This is a genomic window from Allobosea sp. NPDC003192 (assembly GCF_050275675.1).
Lineage (GTDB): Bacteria > Pseudomonadota > Alphaproteobacteria > Rhizobiales > Beijerinckiaceae > Allobosea.
Genome location: NZ_JBNNPK010000019.1, coordinates 80,812 through 99,354, shown reverse-complemented (window position 1 = coordinate 99,354; position 18,543 = coordinate 80,812). Strand labels below are relative to the sequence as shown.

At 65.6% G+C, this 18,543-nt stretch carries 22 protein-coding genes; 9 read left to right on the top strand and 13 right to left on the bottom strand.

Annotation, left to right across the window (positions count from 1 at the left end):
- Nucleotides 1–55: 55 nt before the first annotated feature.
- Entirely contained in the window at nt 56–1,249 is a 1,194-nt protein-coding gene (gene metZ, locus ACQKLX_RS22835; RefSeq protein WP_427363853.1) for an O-succinylhomoserine sulfhydrylase, read from the bottom strand.
- Between the two features lie 151 nt (nt 1,250–1,400).
- Here metZ and ACQKLX_RS22830 point away from each other — a divergent pair, with 151 nt between their 5' ends.
- The 3 genes from ACQKLX_RS22830 (at nt 1,401) to ACQKLX_RS22820 (ending at nt 3,653) form a co-directional block, all read left to right on the top strand.
- Nucleotides 1,401–2,306 (top strand): M23 family metallopeptidase, encoded by a 906-nt coding sequence (locus ACQKLX_RS22830; RefSeq protein ID WP_427363852.1) that lies wholly within the window; start codon nt 1,401–1,403, stop codon nt 2,304–2,306.
- A 170-nt stretch (nt 2,307–2,476) separates the two neighbouring features.
- Nucleotides 2,477–2,635: a hypothetical protein gene (locus ACQKLX_RS22825; protein WP_427363851.1), complete on the top strand. Its 159-nt coding sequence runs from the start codon at nt 2,477–2,479 to the stop codon at nt 2,633–2,635.
- Nucleotides 2,636–2,645: 10 nt separating this feature from the next.
- Nucleotides 2,646–3,653, top strand: coding sequence for an alpha/beta hydrolase family protein (locus ACQKLX_RS22820; RefSeq protein WP_427363850.1), 1,008 nt, complete (start codon nt 2,646–2,648; stop codon nt 3,651–3,653).
- A gap of 60 nt (nt 3,654–3,713) precedes the next feature.
- Here the strand turns inward: ACQKLX_RS22820 and arsC are convergent, their stop codons facing one another.
- From arsC to ACQKLX_RS22805, 3 genes are read right to left on the bottom strand one after another with little or no spacing between them, the layout of a single operon-like run.
- Complete coding sequence (arsC, locus tag ACQKLX_RS22815; RefSeq protein WP_427363849.1) at nt 3,714–4,133, bottom strand: arsenate reductase (glutaredoxin); 420 nt, start codon at nt 4,131–4,133, stop codon at nt 3,714–3,716.
- A complete protein-coding gene (locus ACQKLX_RS22810; protein WP_427363848.1) occupies nt 4,130–4,828 on the bottom strand; it encodes an aquaporin in 699 nt (232 codons plus the stop codon). Before ACQKLX_RS22810 ends, arsC begins: the two co-directional genes overlap by 4 nt.
- Nucleotides 4,825–5,172, bottom strand: a complete 348-nt coding sequence (locus tag ACQKLX_RS22805; RefSeq protein WP_427363847.1) for an ArsR/SmtB family transcription factor — start codon at nt 5,170–5,172, stop codon at nt 4,825–4,827. Before ACQKLX_RS22805 ends, ACQKLX_RS22810 begins: the two co-directional genes overlap by 4 nt.
- Before the next feature lie 46 nt (nt 5,173–5,218).
- Between ACQKLX_RS22805 and ACQKLX_RS22800 the strand changes: the two genes are divergently transcribed.
- Entirely contained in the window at nt 5,219–5,743 is a 525-nt protein-coding gene (locus ACQKLX_RS22800) for a DUF6428 family protein (RefSeq protein WP_427363846.1), read from the top strand.
- A gap of 14 nt (nt 5,744–5,757) precedes the next feature.
- On the opposite strand, the gene ACQKLX_RS22795 is transcribed toward ACQKLX_RS22800, so the two are convergent.
- From ACQKLX_RS22795 to ACQKLX_RS22785, 3 genes are read right to left on the bottom strand one after another with little or no spacing between them, the layout of a single operon-like run.
- Complete coding sequence (locus ACQKLX_RS22795) at nt 5,758–6,534, bottom strand: ABC transporter ATP-binding protein (protein ID WP_427363845.1); 777 nt, start codon at nt 6,532–6,534, stop codon at nt 5,758–5,760.
- Nucleotides 6,510–7,262 carry an ABC transporter permease gene (locus ACQKLX_RS22790; protein ID WP_427363844.1) on the bottom strand — a complete coding sequence of 251 codons (753 nt, stop codon included), beginning with the start codon at nt 7,260–7,262 and terminating at the stop codon, nt 6,510–6,512. The genes ACQKLX_RS22795 and ACQKLX_RS22790 overlap by 25 nt, the downstream gene beginning before the upstream one ends.
- Nucleotides 7,263–7,276: 14 nt before the next feature.
- On the bottom strand, nt 7,277–8,296 hold the full coding sequence (locus ACQKLX_RS22785; protein ID WP_427363843.1) for an ABC transporter substrate-binding protein: 1,020 nt from the start codon (nt 8,294–8,296) through the stop codon (nt 7,277–7,279).
- 143 nt (nt 8,297–8,439) lie between these two features.
- Here ACQKLX_RS22785 and ACQKLX_RS22780 point away from each other — a divergent pair, with 143 nt between their 5' ends.
- From ACQKLX_RS22780 to ACQKLX_RS22765, 4 genes are all read left to right on the top strand, one after another.
- Nucleotides 8,440–8,922: an Lrp/AsnC family transcriptional regulator gene (locus tag ACQKLX_RS22780; protein ID WP_427363842.1), complete on the top strand. Its 483-nt coding sequence runs from the start codon at nt 8,440–8,442 to the stop codon at nt 8,920–8,922.
- 286 nt (nt 8,923–9,208) lie between these two features.
- Nucleotides 9,209–9,895 carry a fumarylacetoacetate hydrolase family protein gene (locus ACQKLX_RS22775; RefSeq protein WP_427363841.1) on the top strand — a complete coding sequence of 229 codons (687 nt, stop codon included), beginning with the start codon at nt 9,209–9,211 and terminating at the stop codon, nt 9,893–9,895.
- Between the two features lie 24 nt (nt 9,896–9,919).
- Nucleotides 9,920–10,849, top strand: coding sequence for a dihydrodipicolinate synthase family protein (locus tag ACQKLX_RS22770; RefSeq protein ID WP_427363840.1), 930 nt, complete (start codon nt 9,920–9,922; stop codon nt 10,847–10,849).
- Between the two features lie 121 nt (nt 10,850–10,970).
- On the top strand, nt 10,971–11,873 hold the full coding sequence (locus tag ACQKLX_RS22765) for a T6SS effector amidase Tae4 family protein (RefSeq protein WP_427363839.1): 903 nt from the start codon (nt 10,971–10,973) through the stop codon (nt 11,871–11,873).
- 89 nt (nt 11,874–11,962) lie between these two features.
- Here the strand turns inward: ACQKLX_RS22765 and ACQKLX_RS22760 are convergent, their stop codons facing one another.
- Together ACQKLX_RS22760 and aroQ are read right to left on the bottom strand one after the other, a co-directional pair.
- Nucleotides 11,963–12,703, bottom strand: a complete 741-nt coding sequence (locus ACQKLX_RS22760; RefSeq protein ID WP_427363838.1) for an invasion associated locus B family protein — start codon at nt 12,701–12,703, stop codon at nt 11,963–11,965.
- Nucleotides 12,704–12,949: 246 nt separating this feature from the next.
- Entirely contained in the window at nt 12,950–13,399 is a 450-nt protein-coding gene (gene aroQ, locus ACQKLX_RS22755; RefSeq protein WP_427363837.1) for a type II 3-dehydroquinate dehydratase, read from the bottom strand.
- 63 nt (nt 13,400–13,462) lie between these two features.
- On the opposite strand from aroQ, the gene ACQKLX_RS22750 reads away from it, so the two are divergent.
- Entirely contained in the window at nt 13,463–13,981 is a 519-nt protein-coding gene (locus ACQKLX_RS22750; protein ID WP_427363836.1) for a hypothetical protein, read from the top strand.
- 13 nt (nt 13,982–13,994) lie between these two features.
- Here the strand turns inward: ACQKLX_RS22750 and ACQKLX_RS22745 are convergent, their stop codons facing one another.
- From ACQKLX_RS22745 to ACQKLX_RS22730, 4 genes are all read right to left on the bottom strand, one after another.
- Nucleotides 13,995–14,960 (bottom strand): succinylglutamate desuccinylase/aspartoacylase family protein, encoded by a 966-nt coding sequence (locus ACQKLX_RS22745; RefSeq protein WP_427363835.1) that lies wholly within the window; start codon nt 14,958–14,960, stop codon nt 13,995–13,997.
- 28 nt (nt 14,961–14,988) lie between these two features.
- Nucleotides 14,989–15,810 carry an ABC transporter permease gene (locus tag ACQKLX_RS22740; RefSeq protein WP_427363834.1) on the bottom strand — a complete coding sequence of 274 codons (822 nt, stop codon included), beginning with the start codon at nt 15,808–15,810 and terminating at the stop codon, nt 14,989–14,991.
- 8 nt (nt 15,811–15,818) lie between these two features.
- Nucleotides 15,819–16,754, bottom strand: a complete 936-nt coding sequence (locus ACQKLX_RS22735) for an ABC transporter permease (RefSeq protein WP_427363833.1) — start codon at nt 16,752–16,754, stop codon at nt 15,819–15,821.
- Nucleotides 16,755–16,843: 89 nt separating this feature from the next.
- Complete coding sequence (locus ACQKLX_RS22730; protein WP_427363897.1) at nt 16,844–18,436, bottom strand: ABC transporter substrate-binding protein; 1,593 nt, start codon at nt 18,434–18,436, stop codon at nt 16,844–16,846.
- Between the last annotated feature and the right edge of the window lie 107 nt (nt 18,437–18,543).

The window sequence follows — 18,543 nt, the reverse complement described above, 5'->3', positions numbered from 1 at the left end:
CAACGCGGCTGCGGCTGCCGGGTTCAATTCCGATGGCTGACGCCTGAGGCCGCGGTCAGCTGCCCAGCGCCTGCTTCAGGTCGGCGATCAGGTCGTCGGGATGCTCAAGCCCGATCGAAAGGCGAACCAGCCCGTCGCCGACGCCCATGCTGGCGCGCACCTCGGGCGTGAAGCGCTGGTGTGTCGTCGTCGCCGGATGCACGATCAGGCTCTTGGCGTCGCCGAGATTGTTGGAAATCCGGATCAGCCTGAGCTTGTTGAGAAAGCGGTAGGCTGCATCCTTGCCGCCTGCGACCTCGAAGGCGATCAGCGTCGAGGGGCCGCTCATCTGCCTGGCGATGATGTCGGCCTGCGGATGGTCGGGGTCGCCAATGAAGGCGACATGCGGCAGGTCCTTGCGGCCCTTCAGCCAAGCGGCGACTGCCGTCGCGTTCTGTGCCTGCTGGCGGATGCGCAAGGGCAGCGTCTCCAGCGACTTCAGCATCACCCAGGCGTTGAAGGGGGACAGCGCCGGACCGGTCTGGCGCAGATAGGTCTGGATATCGGCTTCGATCAGCGCCTTCGAGCCGAGGATCAGCCCGCCGAGGCAGCGGCCCTGGCCGTCGATGTGCTTGGTGGCGGAATAGACGACGAGATCTGCACCCAGTTCGAGCGGACGCTGGAACAGTGGGGTCGCGAAGACATTGTCGACGACGAGGATGACACCGGCCTCTTTGGCGATCGCGGCGACGGCGGCGATGTCGATCACCTCCAGCGTCGGATTGGCTGGGCTCTCCAGGAAGAAGAGCTTGGTGTTCGGCTTGATCGCGGCACGCCAGGCGGCAGGATCGGTGCCGTCGACCAGCGTCGACTCGACGCCGTAGCGCGGCAGGTGGTCCTCGATGACGTAGCGACAGGAGCCGAACAGGGCGCGCGCCGCGACGACATGGTCGCCGGCCCGGACCGGCGCCATCACGGCGGCGGTGACGGCCGCCATGCCGGTCGCGGTGGCGCGGCAGGTCTCAGCGCCCTCGAAGGCGGCCATGCGCTGTTCCAGCATGGCGACGGTCGGATTGGAGAGGCGCCCATACTGGAAGCCGGGATCGGTGTTGAGGAAGCGGCCCTCGGCCTGCTCGGCGCTGTCATAGACATGGCCTTGCGTCAGAAACAGCGCTTCGGAGGTCTCGCCATATTGCGAGCGCATGGTGCCGGCGTGGACGAGCAGGGTTTCGGGATGCAGCGCTGTCGTGCCCGTCGCGTCGTTCGCCATGAGATGTCGTCCGGTTCGTTCGATATAACGGACGAAGGGAATATCACTGTCGCCCGCGTTCGTAAAGGCGAACGAATTTTCTGCGTAGGGAACGGCCGACAACCTGCCCGGCTACCTTGGTCCTTCTCGCCCCGTGACATAGATCAGCGCGATGATCGCCGTTATCGCCCTGTTGTCGTTCATCTGCATCGCCCTCCCGATCGGTTTCGCCTGGCGTCTATGGCGCCTGGAGCTGCCGACCCGCTTGGGCTGGCTGATCGTGCTGGCCGAAACCGCAGTGCTCGTCGGGCTCATCCTGTTGCTCGGCCGGTGGGACATCGCCGGCCTATGGACGCGGATGGCTCTGGCTGCGCTGCTCGTCGGCGCGGCCCTCGTCTCGGCGTTCCGGCATTTGCGGCGGCCATGGTGGGAACAGGATGCTCTATCGGTCTGGCGCGGTCATGGTCTGCCGCTGGCCTCGCTCGCGCTGTTCGGCGCTGCGCTGGTCTATGTGACGGGCTGGGGAGGCATGGCGCGGCACGAGCCACGTGCCCTGACCTTCCCGCTGCAAGGTGGATGGTTCGTGGTCGCGCAGGGCGGCGGCATCGGCATCCTGAACCATCATGCGAGCCATCCGGCGCAGCGCCATGCGCTCGACATCACCGCGGTCGACGCGGCGGGGTTCCGGGCTGCGGGCCTCTTGCCGGAAGACCCGGCTCGCTATGCCATCTTCGGCAAGACCGTGGTCAGCCCCTGCGCGGGAACCGCGACGGCGGCCGTCGACGGCCTGCCCGACCTGCCGCCGCCGACTGCGGATCGCGCCAATCCTGCGGGCAATCATGTGGTCCTCGCTTGCGGCGAGCTGCAAATCGAGCTTGCCCATCTGCGCAAGGGAAGCGTTGTGGTCGAGGTCGGCCGACAGATCGCAGCCGGCGCAGCGATCGGGCAGGTCGGCAACTCCGGCAACAGCACGGAACCGCATCTACATATCCACGCGGTCGATCAGCGCTCCGGCGCGGGCGTGCAGATGTCCTTCGATGGGATCGTTCCTATCCGCAACACGTTCTTTGCGCGGTAACTGTGGGCGATCGCGATCATCGCTGTCGATCCGGCCGGCGAGACCGAGCCGTTTCTCGGTCGGGAAACGGAGGAACCCAACGCATTGGCAACCTTTGATTGGTAGTTGGAGGCGGGCACAACTGAGGCCCTGATCCGCGATCCGCCGACGGGTCGAATGGGAGACCGTGATTGAAGCGCTTCATCTCGTGGTGGTGCTCGCTGTTCGGCCTCAGGGATCAGGTCCTGATCAATCTGGTCACGGCCATCGTCGCCGCGGCCGCCTTGATCTGGCTGGCCGGGACAGTGCTGTCCATCGTGCTCGGTTTGAGCTTTCGAGCGCTTATCTGAAGCCATGGCCATGAAGCTGCTCCTTCGCGGGTCGATCGTCGCCCTTCTGGCAATCGTCGCACCGCATGCTTCCGCCAAGAGGCTGGAATTGCCCTCGGCTGCGCCGGTCGCGCCGAAGGAGCTCGCCATTCCGCGCGCAAGCGAGCGCTTTGCGCCCCATGAAGCGTTGCACGGCTCGTTCAGTTCGCCCGCGCATTGCGCCGGCGTTCCCGGGGGCTTCTGGATCGAGCTCGGCGGCAAGGGCGATTGCCTGCGCAGCTATGCGCAGGGCTTGAGGGCGACGGAAAATCCGACGGTCTTGGTCTATTTTGGCGGCGATGTGCTTCTGAAGACGAAGGAGGGCGTCCGCTTCGTCGGGGCAGGCTACGAGCGACAGTCGCCGGAGCTGATCGAGCGCGACATGGCACGCTGGTCGGAGCGGGCGGGTGTCCCGGCGATCTTCTCTGCTCGCCCCGGCCTATTCGGCTCCTCGGGCGATCACAATCAGCGTCGCGAACTGCGCGAGGTCATGCTGATGGAGCGCGCGCTCGACGCGATCAAGCAGCGCCATCGCGTCTCGACCTTCATTCTGGTTGGGCAATCGGGCGGCGGGCACATTGCCGCGTCCCTGCTCAACCGGCGGCGCGACGTCTCGGCAGTAGTCCTGTCGTCAGCCCTGTTGTCCGTGCGCGAGGTGACCGACCATTGGAACAAGCGGCGCACAGTCCAGAGTGACGGGGCTGCGCTCTACGATCCGATCGATCACCTTGGTGGCATTCGGCGCGATCCCAAACCGCGGATTCTCGTCCTGTCCGATCCTCAGGACCGGGTCGTGCCCTATCCGAGCCAACTGACCTATGTCCGCCGCTTGAAGGCCGCCGGCTTCGAGCCGCAGCACATCCTGCTGTCCGCCGCTGACAAGAATCATCATGCGTTGGCACGCCATGGCCGCCGCGCCGCCGAGCTGATTGCCCGCGGGGAGCAGATCGGCGCGATCAGGGCGGCGCTGGAGGGATTGGGGACGCAGCCATCCGAGTGAGCTCACGGACGAGTGCGGAGGTCTCAGTCCGTTTCGATAGCCCAGAGGCGAAGTCCAGCCTCAGATGTTCAGGGCCTCGGCGGGAATAACGACTTCGCCATCCTCCTTGGTGAACGGACCGATATCCGGGTTCGGCAGGATCTTCAGGACCTCTTCCGAAGGCCGGCAGAGCCTTGTCCCCTTGGGCGTCTCGACGATCGGGCGATTGATCAGGATGGGATGGGTCAGCATGGCATCGACGAGCTGATCGTCGGACCATTTCGCATTCCCCAGGTCGAGCTCGGCATAGGGCGTGCCCTTCTCGCGCAGGAGATCGCGCACGCTGGTTCCCATGGCCGCGATCAGGTCGAGGAGCCGAGCACGGCTTGGCGGCTGCTTGAGATACTCGACGATGACGGGCTCCTCGCCGCTCTGCCGGATCATGGCGAGGGTGTTACGGGAGGTGCCGCAGTCCGGATTGTGGAAGATCGTGATCGTCATGGCAGTTCCTCGGCGGTCTGGATCGCTGCAGCGTCGGCCGGCGCCTGTAGTAACCAGCTCATCGCGGCAAAGGCGGAAATCGCGCCAGCGAGTTCGGCCAGGATGAACCCCGGCAGGTCGGCCGCGCGGATTCCGGAGAATGTGTCGGTAAAGGACCGTGCGATCGCCACCGCGGGATTGGCGAAGGAGGTCGAGGCCGTGAACCAGTAGGCCGCACAGATGTAGAGGCCGACCAGCCAGGGGACGGCTTTCCGCTCGAAGCGCAGGCCGGCCAGGATCGTCGCGGCGAGGCCGAAACTCGCCACTCCTTCCGAGAGCCATTGGACCTCTCCGAAACGGATCTTGTGGGAGGCCTGAAGCAGCGGCAGCGCGAACATCGCATGGGCGAGGACGGTGCCGGCGATGGCGCCCGCGACCTGGCCGAGGGCGTACAATCCCGCCTCCCGGCGCGCCAGGTCGCCCCTGAGGGCGAAGATCAAACTGATCGCCGGATTGAAATGCACTCCGGAGATCAGCCCCAGCGTGGTGATGAGGACGACAAGCATCGCACCGGTCGCCAGTGTGTTGGCGAGCAAAGCCAGCGCCGCGTCGCGGGCGAGCGCCTCCGCCATGACCCCGGAGCCGACGACCGTCGCCACGAGAAACGCCGCGCCGGCGGTTTCGGCTGCAAGCCGTTGGGGGAGCGGGCTGGTCACGGCGCCGCCAGCTCGCAGCACGTCGCAAGAGCTGCGACGGCAGGGGCGCAGACCTCCGGGTGCCCTTGGCAGCAATCGCGCATCAGGAACGCGACGAGAGCGGACAGCGCGGGATAGGCCGCATTGTAGATGATCGAGCGCGCCTCCCGACGGGACTGGATCAGGCCGGCCTGTTCGAGATGGTTGAGGTGGAAAGAAAGGCGCGACGAGGAGGCGCCGACCGCTTCTCCGATCGCGCCGGCCGCAAGACCGGCCGGTCCGGCTGTCACCAGAAGTTGGACGACGCGCAGCCGGGTTTCCTGCGACAGGGCGGAGAAGGCTTTAAGGGCGTGCGCTTCGGTCACTCTTATCTCAATATCTCAAGAATTATTGAAATTAATGTAGCGCAAGATGAATCGCGAAGCCAGCCTTGCGTCGATCGATTTTCAGGGCGATGCCCTGCTCGGAGCTCTCCTGGATGCGCTGGAGCCTCACGCCTCCAAGCCGCTGCTGCCCGACTATACCGAGCGCACGATCCAGCCGGGCTATCATGTGACCGAGGTCAAGGCCGGCGCCTTCGTCACGCTCGACTGCGGCGGCAATCCCGATCGCTGGCAGGAGACCATTGTGCAGATCGAGGATATGCCGTCGCAGGATGGGCGCGGTCCTATGCTCGCCGGCAAGTTCCGCGCGATCCTCGATCAGGTCGCAGGGCGGATCGTCCTTGCACCGGAGGCGCGTCTGACTTTCGAGATCGGTAGGCCGGACGAGCCGATGCGGGTTTTCGATGTCGCCGCACTCCAAGCACGGGACGGTCGCGTCATCCTGCGCTCGGCGGCTCGGTCTGCCCTCTGCAAGCCGCGTCATCGAGTGGTGCAACAGGCAATCGGTTCGGCCTGTTGTAACGTCTTTGCGTCTAAGTCGAATTGCTGCTGACGGCGATAGCCTGCTCAGATCGCCGCGCCGTCGCTGACGATGTCCGCGCCGAGATCGATGCGCACGGCCCGCACGATCTCGACTTCCGCTTCCGCTCCGCGCCGGCGCGGATGAGGGGCCGTGATCCTGTGCTCGGCGATGATCTGGCCGGGCGCGCCGGAGAGCACCACGACCCGGTCGGCGAGATAGGCGGCCTCGTCGATGTCGTGGGTGACGAACAGCACGGTCTTGCCGGTCCGCTGCCAGACCCGGATCAGCTCGTCCTGTAGTGTCTCGCGCGTCAGCGCGTCGAGCGCCGAGAACGGCTCGTCCATCAGGAGAATCTCGGGCTCGACCGCAAGTGCCCGTGCCAGCGAGACGCGCTGGCGCTGGCCGCCGGAAAGCTGGTGCGGCCAGCGCTGAGCGAGCTGTCCGAGGCCGACGAGATCGAGCATCTCCTGCGCCTTGGCGAGACGTTCAGCGCGCGGCACCTGGCCTTCGAGGCCGAAGCCGACATTGGCGATCACGCTGCGCCAGGGCAGCAGCCGCGAATCCTGGAAGACCAGCGCGACCGGCCGGCGGGTATTGTCCTTCGCATTGATCACGACCTCGCCGCCGCTCGGCCTGGCGAGACCGGCGATGACGCGCAGCAGCGTTGACTTGCCGACGCCGGAGGGGCCGACGATGGCGAGGAACTCGCCACGTTCGACGAAGAGGTTCAGCTTGTGCAGCACCTCGGTCGCTTCGCCGTCGCGGGTGAAGGTGAGCGACAGCTCCTTGATGTCGATCACGCTTTCCAACGCAGCACCCATCCCTGGAAGGCGACGAACAGCGTGTCGAGCAGGCCGTAGAGCGCCGCCATGGTCAGCATGTAGATGACGACGAGGTCGGTCGCGAGCAGGCTGGAGGCCTGCATCATGCGCTGGCCGACGCCGGCGACGCCGAAGATCTCGGCCGCGACCACCGCCATCCAAGCCTGGCCGAGCGCCGTGCGCACGCCAATGAGGATGCCCGGCAGCGCGGCCGGCAGCAGGATCTTGGTCAGGCGCTGGAGCGGCGAGCGGAAGCCGAAGGCGTCGGCAACCTCGATCAGGTCGCGGTCGACGCCGCGGATCGCGCCTTGCGCCGCGAAGAAGACGATCCAGAACACGCCGATGGCGATGATGAACACCGCCGCCTGCGGATTGACGCCGAACCAGATGATCGCGAACGGCACCCAGGCAAGGCCGGGGATCGGTCGCAGCAGCCTGACCACCCAGGCGGTCGTCTCCTCGGCGATCTTGGACATACCGGTGAAGACGCCGAGCGCGATGCCGAGGCCGGCGCCGGTGAAGAGGCCGATGAAATAGTGGCCGAGCGAGCCCATGATCGCCGAGAGCCAGGCACCGGACTTCACCTCGCGCAGGAAAGCAGCCGGCAGGGCGCTCGGTCCCGGCAGGAAGGCCGGGTTGACCAGGCCGAAATAGGGGATCGCCTCCCAGACCAGGAGGAAGGCGACGAGGCCCGTCAGGGCAAGGGCCGGAGCCCGCAGCGAACGCAAGTCTTTAAGCCCCGTCAGCCCTTGATGGCGCGCTCGTAATACTGCGTCTCGAACAGGCCGTCGAACGGAAGTTCCTTCTCAAGCGAGCCGAGCTTGACCTGATAGGCCTGCATGGCGCGGGCCGGCTCGATGATCTTGCGCGGGTCGATCTCGAAGCGTGTCGCGGGCGAGGTCAGCGCCTTCTCGATCAGAGCGGGATCGACGATGCCCTTGCCGAGCGCGGCGCCGACATGAGGCGCGGCCTTGGCGGGCGTCTTCACCAGCACCTCGGCGGCCTTGACCAGGCCGGACACCAACCCCTGAACGGCGGCGGCGTTCTTGGTGACGAAGGCGCCGGAGACGGCGACGACCGTGCCGGGCTGGCCCGGGAAGACATCCTCGCCGCCCGCGATCAGCTTGATGCCGGGATTGCGGGTCTGGATGATGGTCAGCGCCGGCTCGCGCACGATCGCGCCCTCGACGGCGCCGGCGAGCACGGCCTGCTGCGTCGCGTCGATGCCCATCGGCACGATCTCGACATCGGCCTTGTCGGCCTTGGCGACCTCCCAGAGCCAGTATTGCAGCACGGTGTTGGGCACCGAGCCGGCCGGCTGGGTGGCTAGGCGCGCCGGCTTGCCGGTCGCGGCCTTGTGCGCCTTGAAGGCGGCGGCAGCGCTGGTGCCGGTGGTGAAGAATTTCGCCAGGGCCGGGGCGGCGACGAAGACGTTCTCGCCGGTCGCGGTCGAGGCGACGACGCGAATGTCGACGCCGCGCGAGCGGGCGACGGCGAGCGGGGCGACGCCGGCGACATAGAGGTCGATCGTGCCCGAGGCGAGCGCCTGGATCATGTTGGGACCGGATTCGAACACCGTGAAGGTCGGCGTGATGCCGGCCTGTTTCAGCCAGCCCTCGCCATTGGCGACGAAGATCGGGGCGGTGCCGATGATCGGGATGTAGCCGATGCGGGCAGGAACCGCCTCCTGGGCGCGAGCGCCGGTAAAGGGCAGCGCTGCGGCGAGCGACGAGCCGGCAAGCAGGAACTGGCGGCGGTCCATGATCTAATTCCCCAGACGGTGTGTGATATCTAGCCTATTGACGTCTGATAAAAGGATTTTCTATCTAAAGACAAGTATCGCCCTTCAAAAAGAAGAAAATTCTCTGTTGCCTGGCATGGGCAAAGAGTTTTTTCTCCATCGCCATGGATCGAGAGATGGACGCCATCGACCGCAAGATTCTGACCGTGCTGCAGGCTGACGCCAATATCTCGATCGCGGAGCTCGCCGATCGGGTCGGGCTGTCGCAGACGCCGTGCTGGAAACGCATCCAGCGCCTCGAGCAGACCGGGGTGATCATCAAGCGCGTCGCGCTGGTCGCGCCGGAAAAGATCGGTCTCGGCCTCACCGTCTTCGTCCAGATCGAGACGGCCGACCATTCCGGCCCCTGGCTGGAGAAGTTCGCCCAGAGCGCCGCGGCGATGCCGGAGGTGATGGAGTTCTACCGCATGGCCGGCGATGTCGACTACATGCTGCGCGTCGTCGTCGCCGACATGGCCGCCTACGACACCTTCTACAAGAAGCTGATCGAGACGATCCCGCTCAAGAACGTCACCTCGCGTTTCGCCATGGAACGGATCAAGGCGACAACGGCCTACAAGGTGCCGGACCTGCCGAAGGCTTCTTGATCGACAAGCAGGCGCAGGGAACCCCTCTCCTGGAAGGAGAGGGGCAGGGGTGAGGTGTTCGGACTGAAAACGTTGTCCTGAACCTGACCGCGCGGTGAGCGATCGCGGAGCTGGTCGAACCGCCTACACCTCACCCTACCCTCTCCTTACAGGAGAGGGTTCCCGCGCTTCTATTGTCGTCGGCTCAGATGACCGCAACGCAGCCCCATCAAGCGGCGCAAGACCCTTGCCGAATGCGCCTTGCTCCCGCATGAACGCTCCCGGATTTCTCGAACGGGGCGTGCCCATGTCCAGCTATGTCATCGATCAGCCGAAGGTCGCCGTGATCCCGGTGGCCGGCGGCGGGCTCTTCCCTGTACGCCGCATCTTCTGCGTCGGCCGCAACTACGCCGAGCACACCCGCGAGATGGGCGGCGATCCCGATCGCGAGGAGCCGTTCTTCTTCACCAAGCCGTCCGACGCCGTGCTGACCGGTGGCGCCGACATGCCCTATCCGCCCAAGACCGCCGACCTGCACCACGAGATGGAGCTGGTCGTCGCGATCGGGACCGGCGGCAAGGATATCGCCGAGTCCGACGCGCTCTCCCATGTCTTCGGCTATGCCGCCGGCTTCGACATGACCCGCCGCGACCTGCAGGGCGCCGCCAAGAAGGCCGGCAAGCCCTGGGACATGGGCAAGGGCTTCGATTCCTCGGCGCCAATCGGCGAGATCGTCCCCGCTGCCAAGGCCGGACATCCGGCTGAGGGGCTGATCGAGCTCAAGGTCAACGGCACGGTCCGGCAGAGCTCCGATCTCGCCAAAATGATCTGGAACGTGCCGGAGACGATCTCCTATCTCTCCGGCTTCGTCACGCTGGCGCCGGGCGACCTGATCATGACCGGCACGCCCGAGGGCGTCGCCGCCGTCGTCAAGGGCGATCTGCTCGAAGGCGTGATCGCCGGTGTCGGCACCGTCCGCACCAAGATCGTCTGAGCGCCCGGCTCCAGGAGAACTGCAATGCCTTTGACCACCGAAGCCTCCGGCGTCTTCCCGATCGCGCCGACCCCGTTCAATTCGGACGGCAGCGTCGACTGGACTTCGGCCGACCGGCTGTTCGAGTTCTATCACGGCATCGGTTCGGACGGTGTCACCGTGCTCGGCATCATGGGCGAGGCGCCCAAGCTCGAGCCGGAGGAATCGATCGGCCTGGTCAAGCGCGCGGTCGCCAAGATGGGCGGTAAGCCGATCATCGTCGGAGTCTCCGCTCCGGGCTTTGCGGCGATGCGCTCGCTGGCGCGGCAGGTGATGGAATTGGGCGCCGGCGGCGTGATGATCGCCCCGCCGACGAACTTGCGCACCGACGACCAGATCACCGGCTATTACGCGCAGGCGGTCGAGGCGATCGGCACCGATATCCCCTTCGTCATCCAGGACTATCCTCTGACGCTCTCGGTGGTGATGACCCCGGCGGTGATCCGCAAGATCATTCAGGACAACCCGTCCTGCGTGATGCTGAAGCATGAGGACTGGCCGGGCCTCGAGAAGATCTCGACCCTGCGCAAGTTCGAGGCGGAAGGGACGCTGCGACGCGTTGCGATCCTGACCGGCAATGGCGGGCTGTTCCTCGATTTCGAGATGGAGCGCGGCGCCGACGGCGCCAACACCGGCTACGCCTTCCCGGAACTGCTGATCGACGTGGTCAAGGCCAGCAAGGCCGGCCGCCGCGACGACGCGCACGACATCTTCGACGCGCACCTGCCGCTGCTGCGCTATGAGCAGCAGCAGGGCGTCGGCCTCGCCGTGCGCAAATATGTGATGATGAAGCGCGGCATCCTCGCCAGCGACGCGCAGCGCAAGCCGGGTCCCGGCCTGACCGCGGCGGCGAAGGCCGAAGTCGACTACCTGCTCGGCCGCCTGGCAAAGCACGATCCGCGCGCCAAGATCTGACCGCAGCCAACACGCAGACGGCGGCACCGAGACGGTTTTCCGGTGCCGCCGAGCGGCGAAATCTCTGCCAATTCGCCAGGCGATGTTCTATTGTCACCCGGTCCTTACCGGGAGGCGTGCGATGGCCTACGCCAAGATTCCGCTGAGCTGGGACCAGTTGAGAGCCGGCTACAAGACGTATAATGCCGAGGACTTTCCGCTCGAAATCAAGAACCAGCTGAAAACATGGAATGATCAGGTCGAGAAAGACAACGACGAGATCAAAAAGAACAACGAGCTGATCGAGCAGCAGAACCGGGCGGCCGGCATCGACCCTGACAAGGGCAAGAAACCGCTCAAGGGCAAGAATACGTCCTGCGTGATGCAGCTCAGCCTGGGGCTGAACAGCACCGCCGACACCGTGCCTCAGAATGGCGCCAAACTGCGCCAGAATACCTATCTGATGGGCCAGTACATGATCCTGTCGGTCGACGAACTGCACGACTGGCTCGACTGGCAATACGGCCGGACGGATGCGGTTCCCAAGGGCGATCTGTCGTCGATCAAGGGCAAGCGCGGCATCCTCGTGATGGGCAGCGCCCATGTCGAGTTGTGGGATGGCGACAAATGGCTGCAAGCCATGGATTCGCGCTTCACCAGCGGCGCCAGCGCCTTTCCCTACTGGTTCTGGGAGGTCAATGACGGCGCTGCGGCGGGTGGGAGTGCGCTCCCCGCCTGGCTGCTCGGCTGGTGGGAAGTCTATGACGGCAACTACTATTATTACCATTTCGCCGGGTCGGGCCGCGTCACCTATATCAAGAGCAAGGTCGCCTCGCGCGGCGCCCCGGCGCCGAAGGCACCCGCCAATGTCGGCAAGGCGGTGATGGACGAGGCGGTCCACGGGCCGATCGTTACCTGGGCCAAGATCGGCAAGACGCCGGCGACGGTCGAGAAGTTCACGCGCCTCAACTGGACCAGCGAGACCGACATGAACGGCCGCTCGAACAATTACGGCGAGCTCTATGCTCGCCGTCGGCCGGAATAGGGGACGGGCCGGCGCTGCTCGCGGTGACGGCTCGCAGCAGCGGGATGGCCATCAGACGGCAACACCGGGGATCGGTGGCTTGCAGGCGCTCAGTTCGCCAGCTGCCCCAGCCGGTCGAGCGCCGGGCCAAAACCGTTCAACGCGATGTTGAACGAGACCACGTCGTTGTTCGACAAATTGAGCGCGGCTGCGGTCAACGTCTTGCCGCCCTTCATCGCGTCGGTCGCGACGGTCGGGAAGGAGATCGGCAGCAGGCAGCCCGACGGCACGCAGGTCGAGAAGCGCAGGCCCTGGCCGAGGTCTTTCTGGTCGAGCTTGAGCACGGCGCCGTTCTCGAGCTTGAGCCCGAACGGCATCAGGATCGTGCCCTCGGCGCGGCCGTCTTTCGGTGCCCGCAATTCGATGGCGAAGACGCGCTGATTGGTGCGGCTGTCGCCTTGCGATTGGCTCAGCACGCAGAGCTTCTGACCGTCGGTGATGCGGCAATCCACCGTCCAGTCGCCATAGACCTCGTTGACCGCCGAGGCGCCGTTCGGAAGCTGTGCCGCAGCCGCGGCAGGCTGGCTCACATTCGGTGCAGCGGCTGGAGCCTGCGCCGTTGCGGGGCGCGCCGGAGGGCTGGTCGGGCGGGCTGGGGGATTCGCCGTGGCCGGACGCGCCGCAGGACGTGCTGCCGGAGCAGGGCGCACCGCCGGTGCGCGCGGAGTTGGCTCCGCATCCTCGGCTTGCTCGGTCGCGGGCGCTTCGGTCTGGGCGAGGGCGGAGGCGACAGGCAGGCTGATCCAGCCAGCGAGCAGGGCGATCCCGAAAATAAGGTTTGCTTTGGTCACGTCAGAAGCTCTCGTTGCAGCAGCCGGCCGGCGCGGCTGGGATGCGGTTAGGGCATTCGAGTGATGCAAGCAAGTTATCATGGCAGATGAGTCGTGTTGTTGCTTCTTATCTGCTGCAGTGTAGTTTTTAATTATTATAAGTAAGAGGCCATTGTGTAAGAAATAACGATTCGTGTGGCGGCTTCGACCTAAAGCAATTTAGCGCCGGCCAGCCAGGCCGGCGCCCTGTCGCGCGTTGTGGCCGACTCAGGCCTTTTTCTCGTCGGCAAGCTTGGCCACCCGGCGCAGCGAGAGCAGATAGCCCTGCGTGCCGAAGCCGGCGATGACGCCGTCGGCGCGCAACGACATGTAGGAATGGTGCCGGAAGCTCTCGCGCTTGTGCACGTTCGAGATGTGGCACTCGATCACCGTGCCGTCGAAGGCGTTGAGCGCGTCGAGGATCGCGACCGAGGTGTGGGTGAAGGCGCCGGGGTTGATGACGATGCCGACGGCCTGCTCGCGCGCTTCGTGGATCCAGTCAATGATCTCGTATTCGCGGTTCGACTGGTGGAAGCGGATCTCGAGATCGAGCTCCTTGCCCAGCGTCCGGCAGGCGTCCTCGACATCGGCCAAGGTCTCGGAGCCGTAGATGTGCGGCTGGCGCTTGCCGAGCAGGTTCAGGTTAGGGCCGTTGAGGACGTAGACGAGGCGGGACATGGGTACTCCGGAAGTGATGCGGGCAGCATGTTGCTTTTATCCGGGACGGACGCAACATGGCGAGTGCTGCCGCAGCGTCATGGCGGCGTTGCCGAGGGGGAGACGATGGGAGCGTGGCGCAGTCTCGCTTTGGGTTTGTCCATCGCTGCTCAGTTCGGCGCTGGCGCCCTGGCGCAGCCGGCGGTTCCAGCCGAGATCGCCAAGGTGCGCGCCGAAATTCGGGATACCTGTGGCGGTCGCGCGACGTTCAAGCCGGGCTTCCAGCGGAGTGCCGATTTCAACGGTGACGGCCAGCCCGACTATCTGCTCGATTATGGCCAGTCCGAATGTGTCGGCGGGTTCTCGACCAATCCGTTCTGCGGTTCGGCCGGCTGCACGCTCGACATTCTGATTTCGAGCGGTGGTGGCTACCGGCAGGCTTACGGTAGCAACGTCCAGGGCTGGTCGCTCGGCCAAGCTGGCGGCAGGTCTGTGCTGGTGCTGTCTCTGCATGGCAGTGCCTGCGGCCGCTCCGGCCACATGGGCTGCCAGCGCCGGCTCGTCTGGAACGGCGACACATTCGTCGCCGCCGACCGGCGCTGATCGCGTCCTCGCGTCAGACGCGTTCAACTGCGCGATTGCTGGCGATGCCGAAATGGCAGATCGCTTCGCCGAGCTTGGGCGCTGTGTTCGGGAAGATGATGTAGCCGTCGCGCGGCGCCGTCACTTTCGTGCCGTCGGCGCGGTGGGCGAGGGTGGCGCCGGCCTTGACCGCATCGCCGGTGCGCCAGCCGGTTTCGGCGCGGTCGCCTTCTCTCTCGCAGAGCAGGACCTCGACCATCTCGATCACGTCCTGCAAAGCGGGCTTCGGCAGCGGCGCATCGACGAGCTGCAACTGCGCCAGCGTGTTGCGGATCGCGGCATAGCCGATATCGGCGGCCTTGGGATCGTCATGCGTGCCGCATTCCAACGTCACCGCATAGCCGCCGCAAAAGCGCATGAACTCGGTGGTGCCATAGCCCTCGGTGACGTTGAGCCGGGGCACCGGCAGGCGGGCGCGGATGTCGAGCAGCCTGGCGTAGTTGTCGAGCCAGCCATGGATCGCCGTGGAGACGCCGAGGCAGGAGGCGAGCGCCAGCTCTTCTTCCGCGCGGGCGAAGGGTTCTAGTGCGCCGCGGTTGTTCGAAGGACCGAAGAAGACGAAGGGCTCGCCCTCCTGCCGGAAGGAGTGGATGTCGAGCAGTGCGTCGTGCCGGCGCAGCAGGGCGCAGACCGGATTGCCGATCCGGTCCTCGTAATCGCCGGCCAGAGGTCGCTCGCGCAGGTCGCGGTTGAAGTTGCGATCGCCCTCGCGGGTCTTCTGGCGGAAGGCCTTGGGGTTGGTGACGGGCAGGAAGGTAACTTCGCCGCGCAGGATCTTGATCCGGCCGGTCCGGCACTCCTCGATGACGCGGCGGATCGCGGTCGGCCCGCAAGGCTCGTTGCCATGGACGGCGCCGGTCACGATCAGCTTGGGGCCGGGTTTCAGGCCGATGAAGCTGGTGGTTTCGAGCGGGCCGTCGTCGAGGTCTGTGGTAGTCACGGGCAAGGTCTTTCGTCGGAAGGGAAGCTCAGGCCTTGCGGGTCTGCGAGTGCGGATCAAGGATGTCGCGCAAGCCGTCGCCGAGCAGGTTGAGGCCGAGCACGGTCAGGAAGATGGCGAGGCCCGGGAAGATCGAGATCCACGGCGCGGTCGAGATCTGGTCGCGCGCGTCGGAGAGCATCGAGCCCCAGCTCGGGAAGGGCGGGCGGATGCCGAGGCCGAGGAAGGAGAGCGAGGCTTCGGCGAGCACGGCGCCGCCCATGCCGAGCGTGCCGATCACGATGATCGGGCCGGCGATGTTCGGCAGGATCTGCCTGAACATGATCCGGAAGGTACCGTAGCCGAGGGATTTTGCCGCCTCGACATAGCCGAGCTGCTTGACCGAGAGCGTCGCCGCCCGCGTCAGCCGGCAGGTGAAGGACCAGTTGGTCAGGCCGAGCGCTATCAGCAGGCTGGTCAGGCCCGGCTGCAGGATGGCCATGATCGCCAGCGCGAAGATCAGCGAGGGGATGGCGAGCATCATGTTGGTGAGGCCGTTGACGAAATCGTCCCACCAGCCGCCCCAATAGGCGGCGGAGAGGCCGAGCGCGACGCCGATGCAGGTGTTGATCAATTGCGAGACGATGCCGACCGTCAGCGAGATCCGCGCGCCATGCAGCACGCGGCTGTAGATGTCGCGGCCTTGCGCGTCGGTGCCGAACCAGAATTCGGAGCCGGGCGGCACCTCTGCGTTCATCAGGTTGGCGTCCATCACCGGGTCGGTATGGGCGAGCCAAGGGGCGAAGACGCCGCCAGCGACGACGAGCGCAAAGCAGGTGGCGCCGATCCAGAGGTTGGCACGGAACTTCATCGGGAAGCCTAGCTGTACTTGATGCGCGGATCGACGACGGCGCAGAGCACGTCGACGGCGATGTTCACGACGAGGAAGAAGAGCACGATCGTCAGGATGCAGCCCTGCACGGCCGGAATGTCGCGCCAGGTGACGCTGTCGACCAACAGCGAGCCGAGGCCGGGCCAGGCGAAGAGCTTCTCGACGACGACGGCCTGGCCGAGCACCGAGCCGAACTGAAGGCCGAGCGTGGTCAGGACGATGACGAGCGCGTTGCGCGCGACGTGCCAGCGCATGACGCGATAGGAACTCGCGCCCTTGGCGCGGGCGGTGCGGACGAAATCGGCGTGCATCACCTCGAGCACGGCGGCACGTGCGGTGCGGGCAAGCAGCGCCAGGGGCGAGACGCCGAGGGCGATCGCCGGCAGCACGATGTAGCGCGGATCGCCGTCGCCATAGCCGAAGCTCGGGAACCAGTTCAGCGTCAGCGCGAAGGCGTACATCAAGAGCAGGCCGAGCCAGAACATCGGCAGCGATAGCCCCGAGACTGCGAAGACCATGGAGAGCATGTCGACCCAGCTGCCCGGCTTCAGCGCGGCGAAGAAGCCTAGCGGCACGCCGATGACGATGGCGAAGGCCATGGCGGCGAGCGCGAGCTGGAGGCTCGGCCAGAGCCGCTCGCCGATCAGGGCGGTTACAGGTTGGCGGGTGCGGAAGGAATCGCCGAGATCGAAGGTCGCGAGCCCGCCGACATATTTGGCGAAGCGCAGCGGCAGCGGGTCATTGAGGCCGAACTGCTCGTTCATCCGCGCGATCGTCGCAGCGTCGATATTGCTGCGGCCATCGGCCATCTGACTGGTGGCGAAATTGCCGGGGATGACGCTGAACAGCACGAAGATCAGCGCGGCGACTGCGAGCAGGATCGGGATGGCCTGCAGCAGCCGGCGAATGACATAAGGCAGCATGATAATGGCTCCTGAGCGCCGGGTCGTGGCCGGCGGGCGGAGGCGGACAAGCCCCCGCCGCCATGCGACGGCGGGGGCTCGGGAGGGGGTTACTTCGCCGCAGGCGAGGTGGTGTCGACCCAGAGTTCCTCATAGCGCTGGAGCGCCAGTTCGGTCGAATTTGGCTGGAGCCCGTGCAGCCAGGGCTGATAGGCCATCACCGCCTTGTTGTAGTTGAAGAACCAGACCGGGGCCTCTTCCTGCAGCAGGGCGTTGGCCTTCTTGAGGAGGTCGAGCTGCTTGGCCGGATCGGCTTCGGCGGAGGCATCGTCGATCAGCTTGTCATAAGCCGCATTCTTGAAGGTGGTGTAGTTGCAGGACGAGCGTGGCGTCGAGGAGTGGAAGCACTTCAGCGCCGTCAGCGTGTCCGGACCCGAGGTGTTCGACCAGATATAGGCCTGGAAGTCACCGCCCACGACGACGCCGCCGAGGGCCGAGGTCTCGACCGGCTTGACCTTCACCTTGATGCCGACCTTGGCGAGCATCGGGATCGTCGCCTCGACGATCGGAACGCCCCAGCTCTCGTTCGGCGTCGCGGTCCATTCGAACTCGAAGCCGTCGGGATAGCCGGCCTCGACCAGCAGCTTCTTGGCCTTCTCCGGGTCGAAGGCGTAGGGCTTGGCGTCCTTGTCGAAGGCCGGCGAGGACAGCGGCAGCCAGCTCGAGGCGCGATAGGCCTTGTCGCGGACCAGGCGCTTGATGATCAGCTCGCTGTCGATGGCGTGGTTGATCGCCTGGCGCACCCGCTTGTCGGAGAAGGGCTTGAAGGTCGGGTTCATGCCCATGTTGCGGGTGAAGACCTCGGCGACCTCGAGGATGCCCTTCGACAGGTTCGGATCGGCCTTGTAGGCGACGTACTGGGTCGAGCCCAGGATCGAGACGTCGACCTCCTTGTTGCGGAAGGCGACGTCGCGCGCCGCCGCCTCGCCCATCGGCGAGATCACCAGCTTGTCGGCATAGGGCTTGCCGGCGAGGAAGTATTTGTCCCAGCGCTCGAAGGCCATGCGCGAGCCCGGCACGTGTTCGACGAACTTGAACGGCCCGAGGCCGATCGGCTTGTCGAAGAAGCCGGCGGCCTGCGCTTCCTTGGCCGGCAGGATCGCGGTCTGCGCCTGGAACAGGAAGTAGCCGGGATCGGCCTTGTCGGTCAGCGTCATCGAGAAGCTGGAATCGTCGATCTTCTTCAGGCCGGAGATCTCCTTGGTCTGGCCCTTCTGGACATCGGTCGCGCCGACGATGCGGGCGACGTAGCGCGCCCCCGGATAGTTCTTCGACCCGTCCATGATGCGGGTATAGGACCAGATGACGTCGTCGGAGGTCAGCTTGCGGCCATTGTGGAAGAGCGCATTGTCGCGCAGCTTGTAGGTATAGGTCTTGCCGTCGGCCGAGACCTGGACGCTCTCGGCGATGTCGAGCACCGGCTTGCCGTTCTTGGCATCCCATTTGTAGAGCATGCCGTGCAGCGCATAGCCGTAGATCTCGTCCTGGATCTGGTTCGAGACATGGCTGTCATTGCTGACGAAGGATGCGCCATAGGGCGCCGTGAAGCGGATCGTGCCGCCGCGGCGCGGCTCCTGGGCCTGCGCCTGCAGGGTAAAGGCGGCCGCGAATGTCAGCGCGGTCGTGAAGGCAAGCTTTTTCAACACGTCGAAACCTCCCAATTTGTCCGTGAAACCCTTTAAGGACGACGCCGTTGGCCGGCGCCGGTATTCGTTCCATTTGAAACCATAGCGGGCTTTCACGCCCTGTC

What these genes read in the sequence shown, in the direction of transcription:
- metZ (WP_427363853.1), bottom strand. Translation starts at nt 1,249, where the DNA reads ATGGCGAACGACGCGACGGGCACGACAGCGCTGCATCCCGAAACCCTG.
- ACQKLX_RS22830 (WP_427363852.1), top strand. Translation starts at nt 1,401, where the DNA reads ATGATCGCCGTTATCGCCCTGTTGTCGTTCATCTGCATCGCCCTCCCG.
- ACQKLX_RS22820 (WP_427363850.1), top strand. Translation starts at nt 2,646, where the DNA reads ATGAAGCTGCTCCTTCGCGGGTCGATCGTCGCCCTTCTGGCAATCGTC.
- arsC (WP_427363849.1), bottom strand. Translation starts at nt 4,133, where the DNA reads ATGACGATCACGATCTTCCACAATCCGGACTGCGGCACCTCCCGTAAC.
- ACQKLX_RS22800 (WP_427363846.1), top strand. Translation starts at nt 5,219, where the DNA reads ATGAATCGCGAAGCCAGCCTTGCGTCGATCGATTTTCAGGGCGATGCC.
- ACQKLX_RS22795 (WP_427363845.1), bottom strand. Translation starts at nt 6,534, where the DNA reads ATGGGTGCTGCGTTGGAAAGCGTGATCGACATCAAGGAGCTGTCGCTC.
- ACQKLX_RS22785 (WP_427363843.1), bottom strand. Translation starts at nt 8,296, where the DNA reads ATGGACCGCCGCCAGTTCCTGCTTGCCGGCTCGTCGCTCGCCGCAGCG.
- ACQKLX_RS22780 (WP_427363842.1), top strand. Translation starts at nt 8,440, where the DNA reads ATGGATCGAGAGATGGACGCCATCGACCGCAAGATTCTGACCGTGCTG.
- ACQKLX_RS22775 (WP_427363841.1), top strand. Translation starts at nt 9,209, where the DNA reads ATGTCCAGCTATGTCATCGATCAGCCGAAGGTCGCCGTGATCCCGGTG.
- ACQKLX_RS22770 (WP_427363840.1), top strand. Translation starts at nt 9,920, where the DNA reads ATGCCTTTGACCACCGAAGCCTCCGGCGTCTTCCCGATCGCGCCGACC.
- ACQKLX_RS22765 (WP_427363839.1), top strand. Translation starts at nt 10,971, where the DNA reads ATGGCCTACGCCAAGATTCCGCTGAGCTGGGACCAGTTGAGAGCCGGC.
- aroQ (WP_427363837.1), bottom strand. Translation starts at nt 13,399, where the DNA reads ATGTCCCGCCTCGTCTACGTCCTCAACGGCCCTAACCTGAACCTGCTC.
- ACQKLX_RS22740 (WP_427363834.1), bottom strand. Translation starts at nt 15,810, where the DNA reads ATGAAGTTCCGTGCCAACCTCTGGATCGGCGCCACCTGCTTTGCGCTC.
- ACQKLX_RS22735 (WP_427363833.1), bottom strand. Translation starts at nt 16,754, where the DNA reads ATGCTGCCTTATGTCATTCGCCGGCTGCTGCAGGCCATCCCGATCCTG.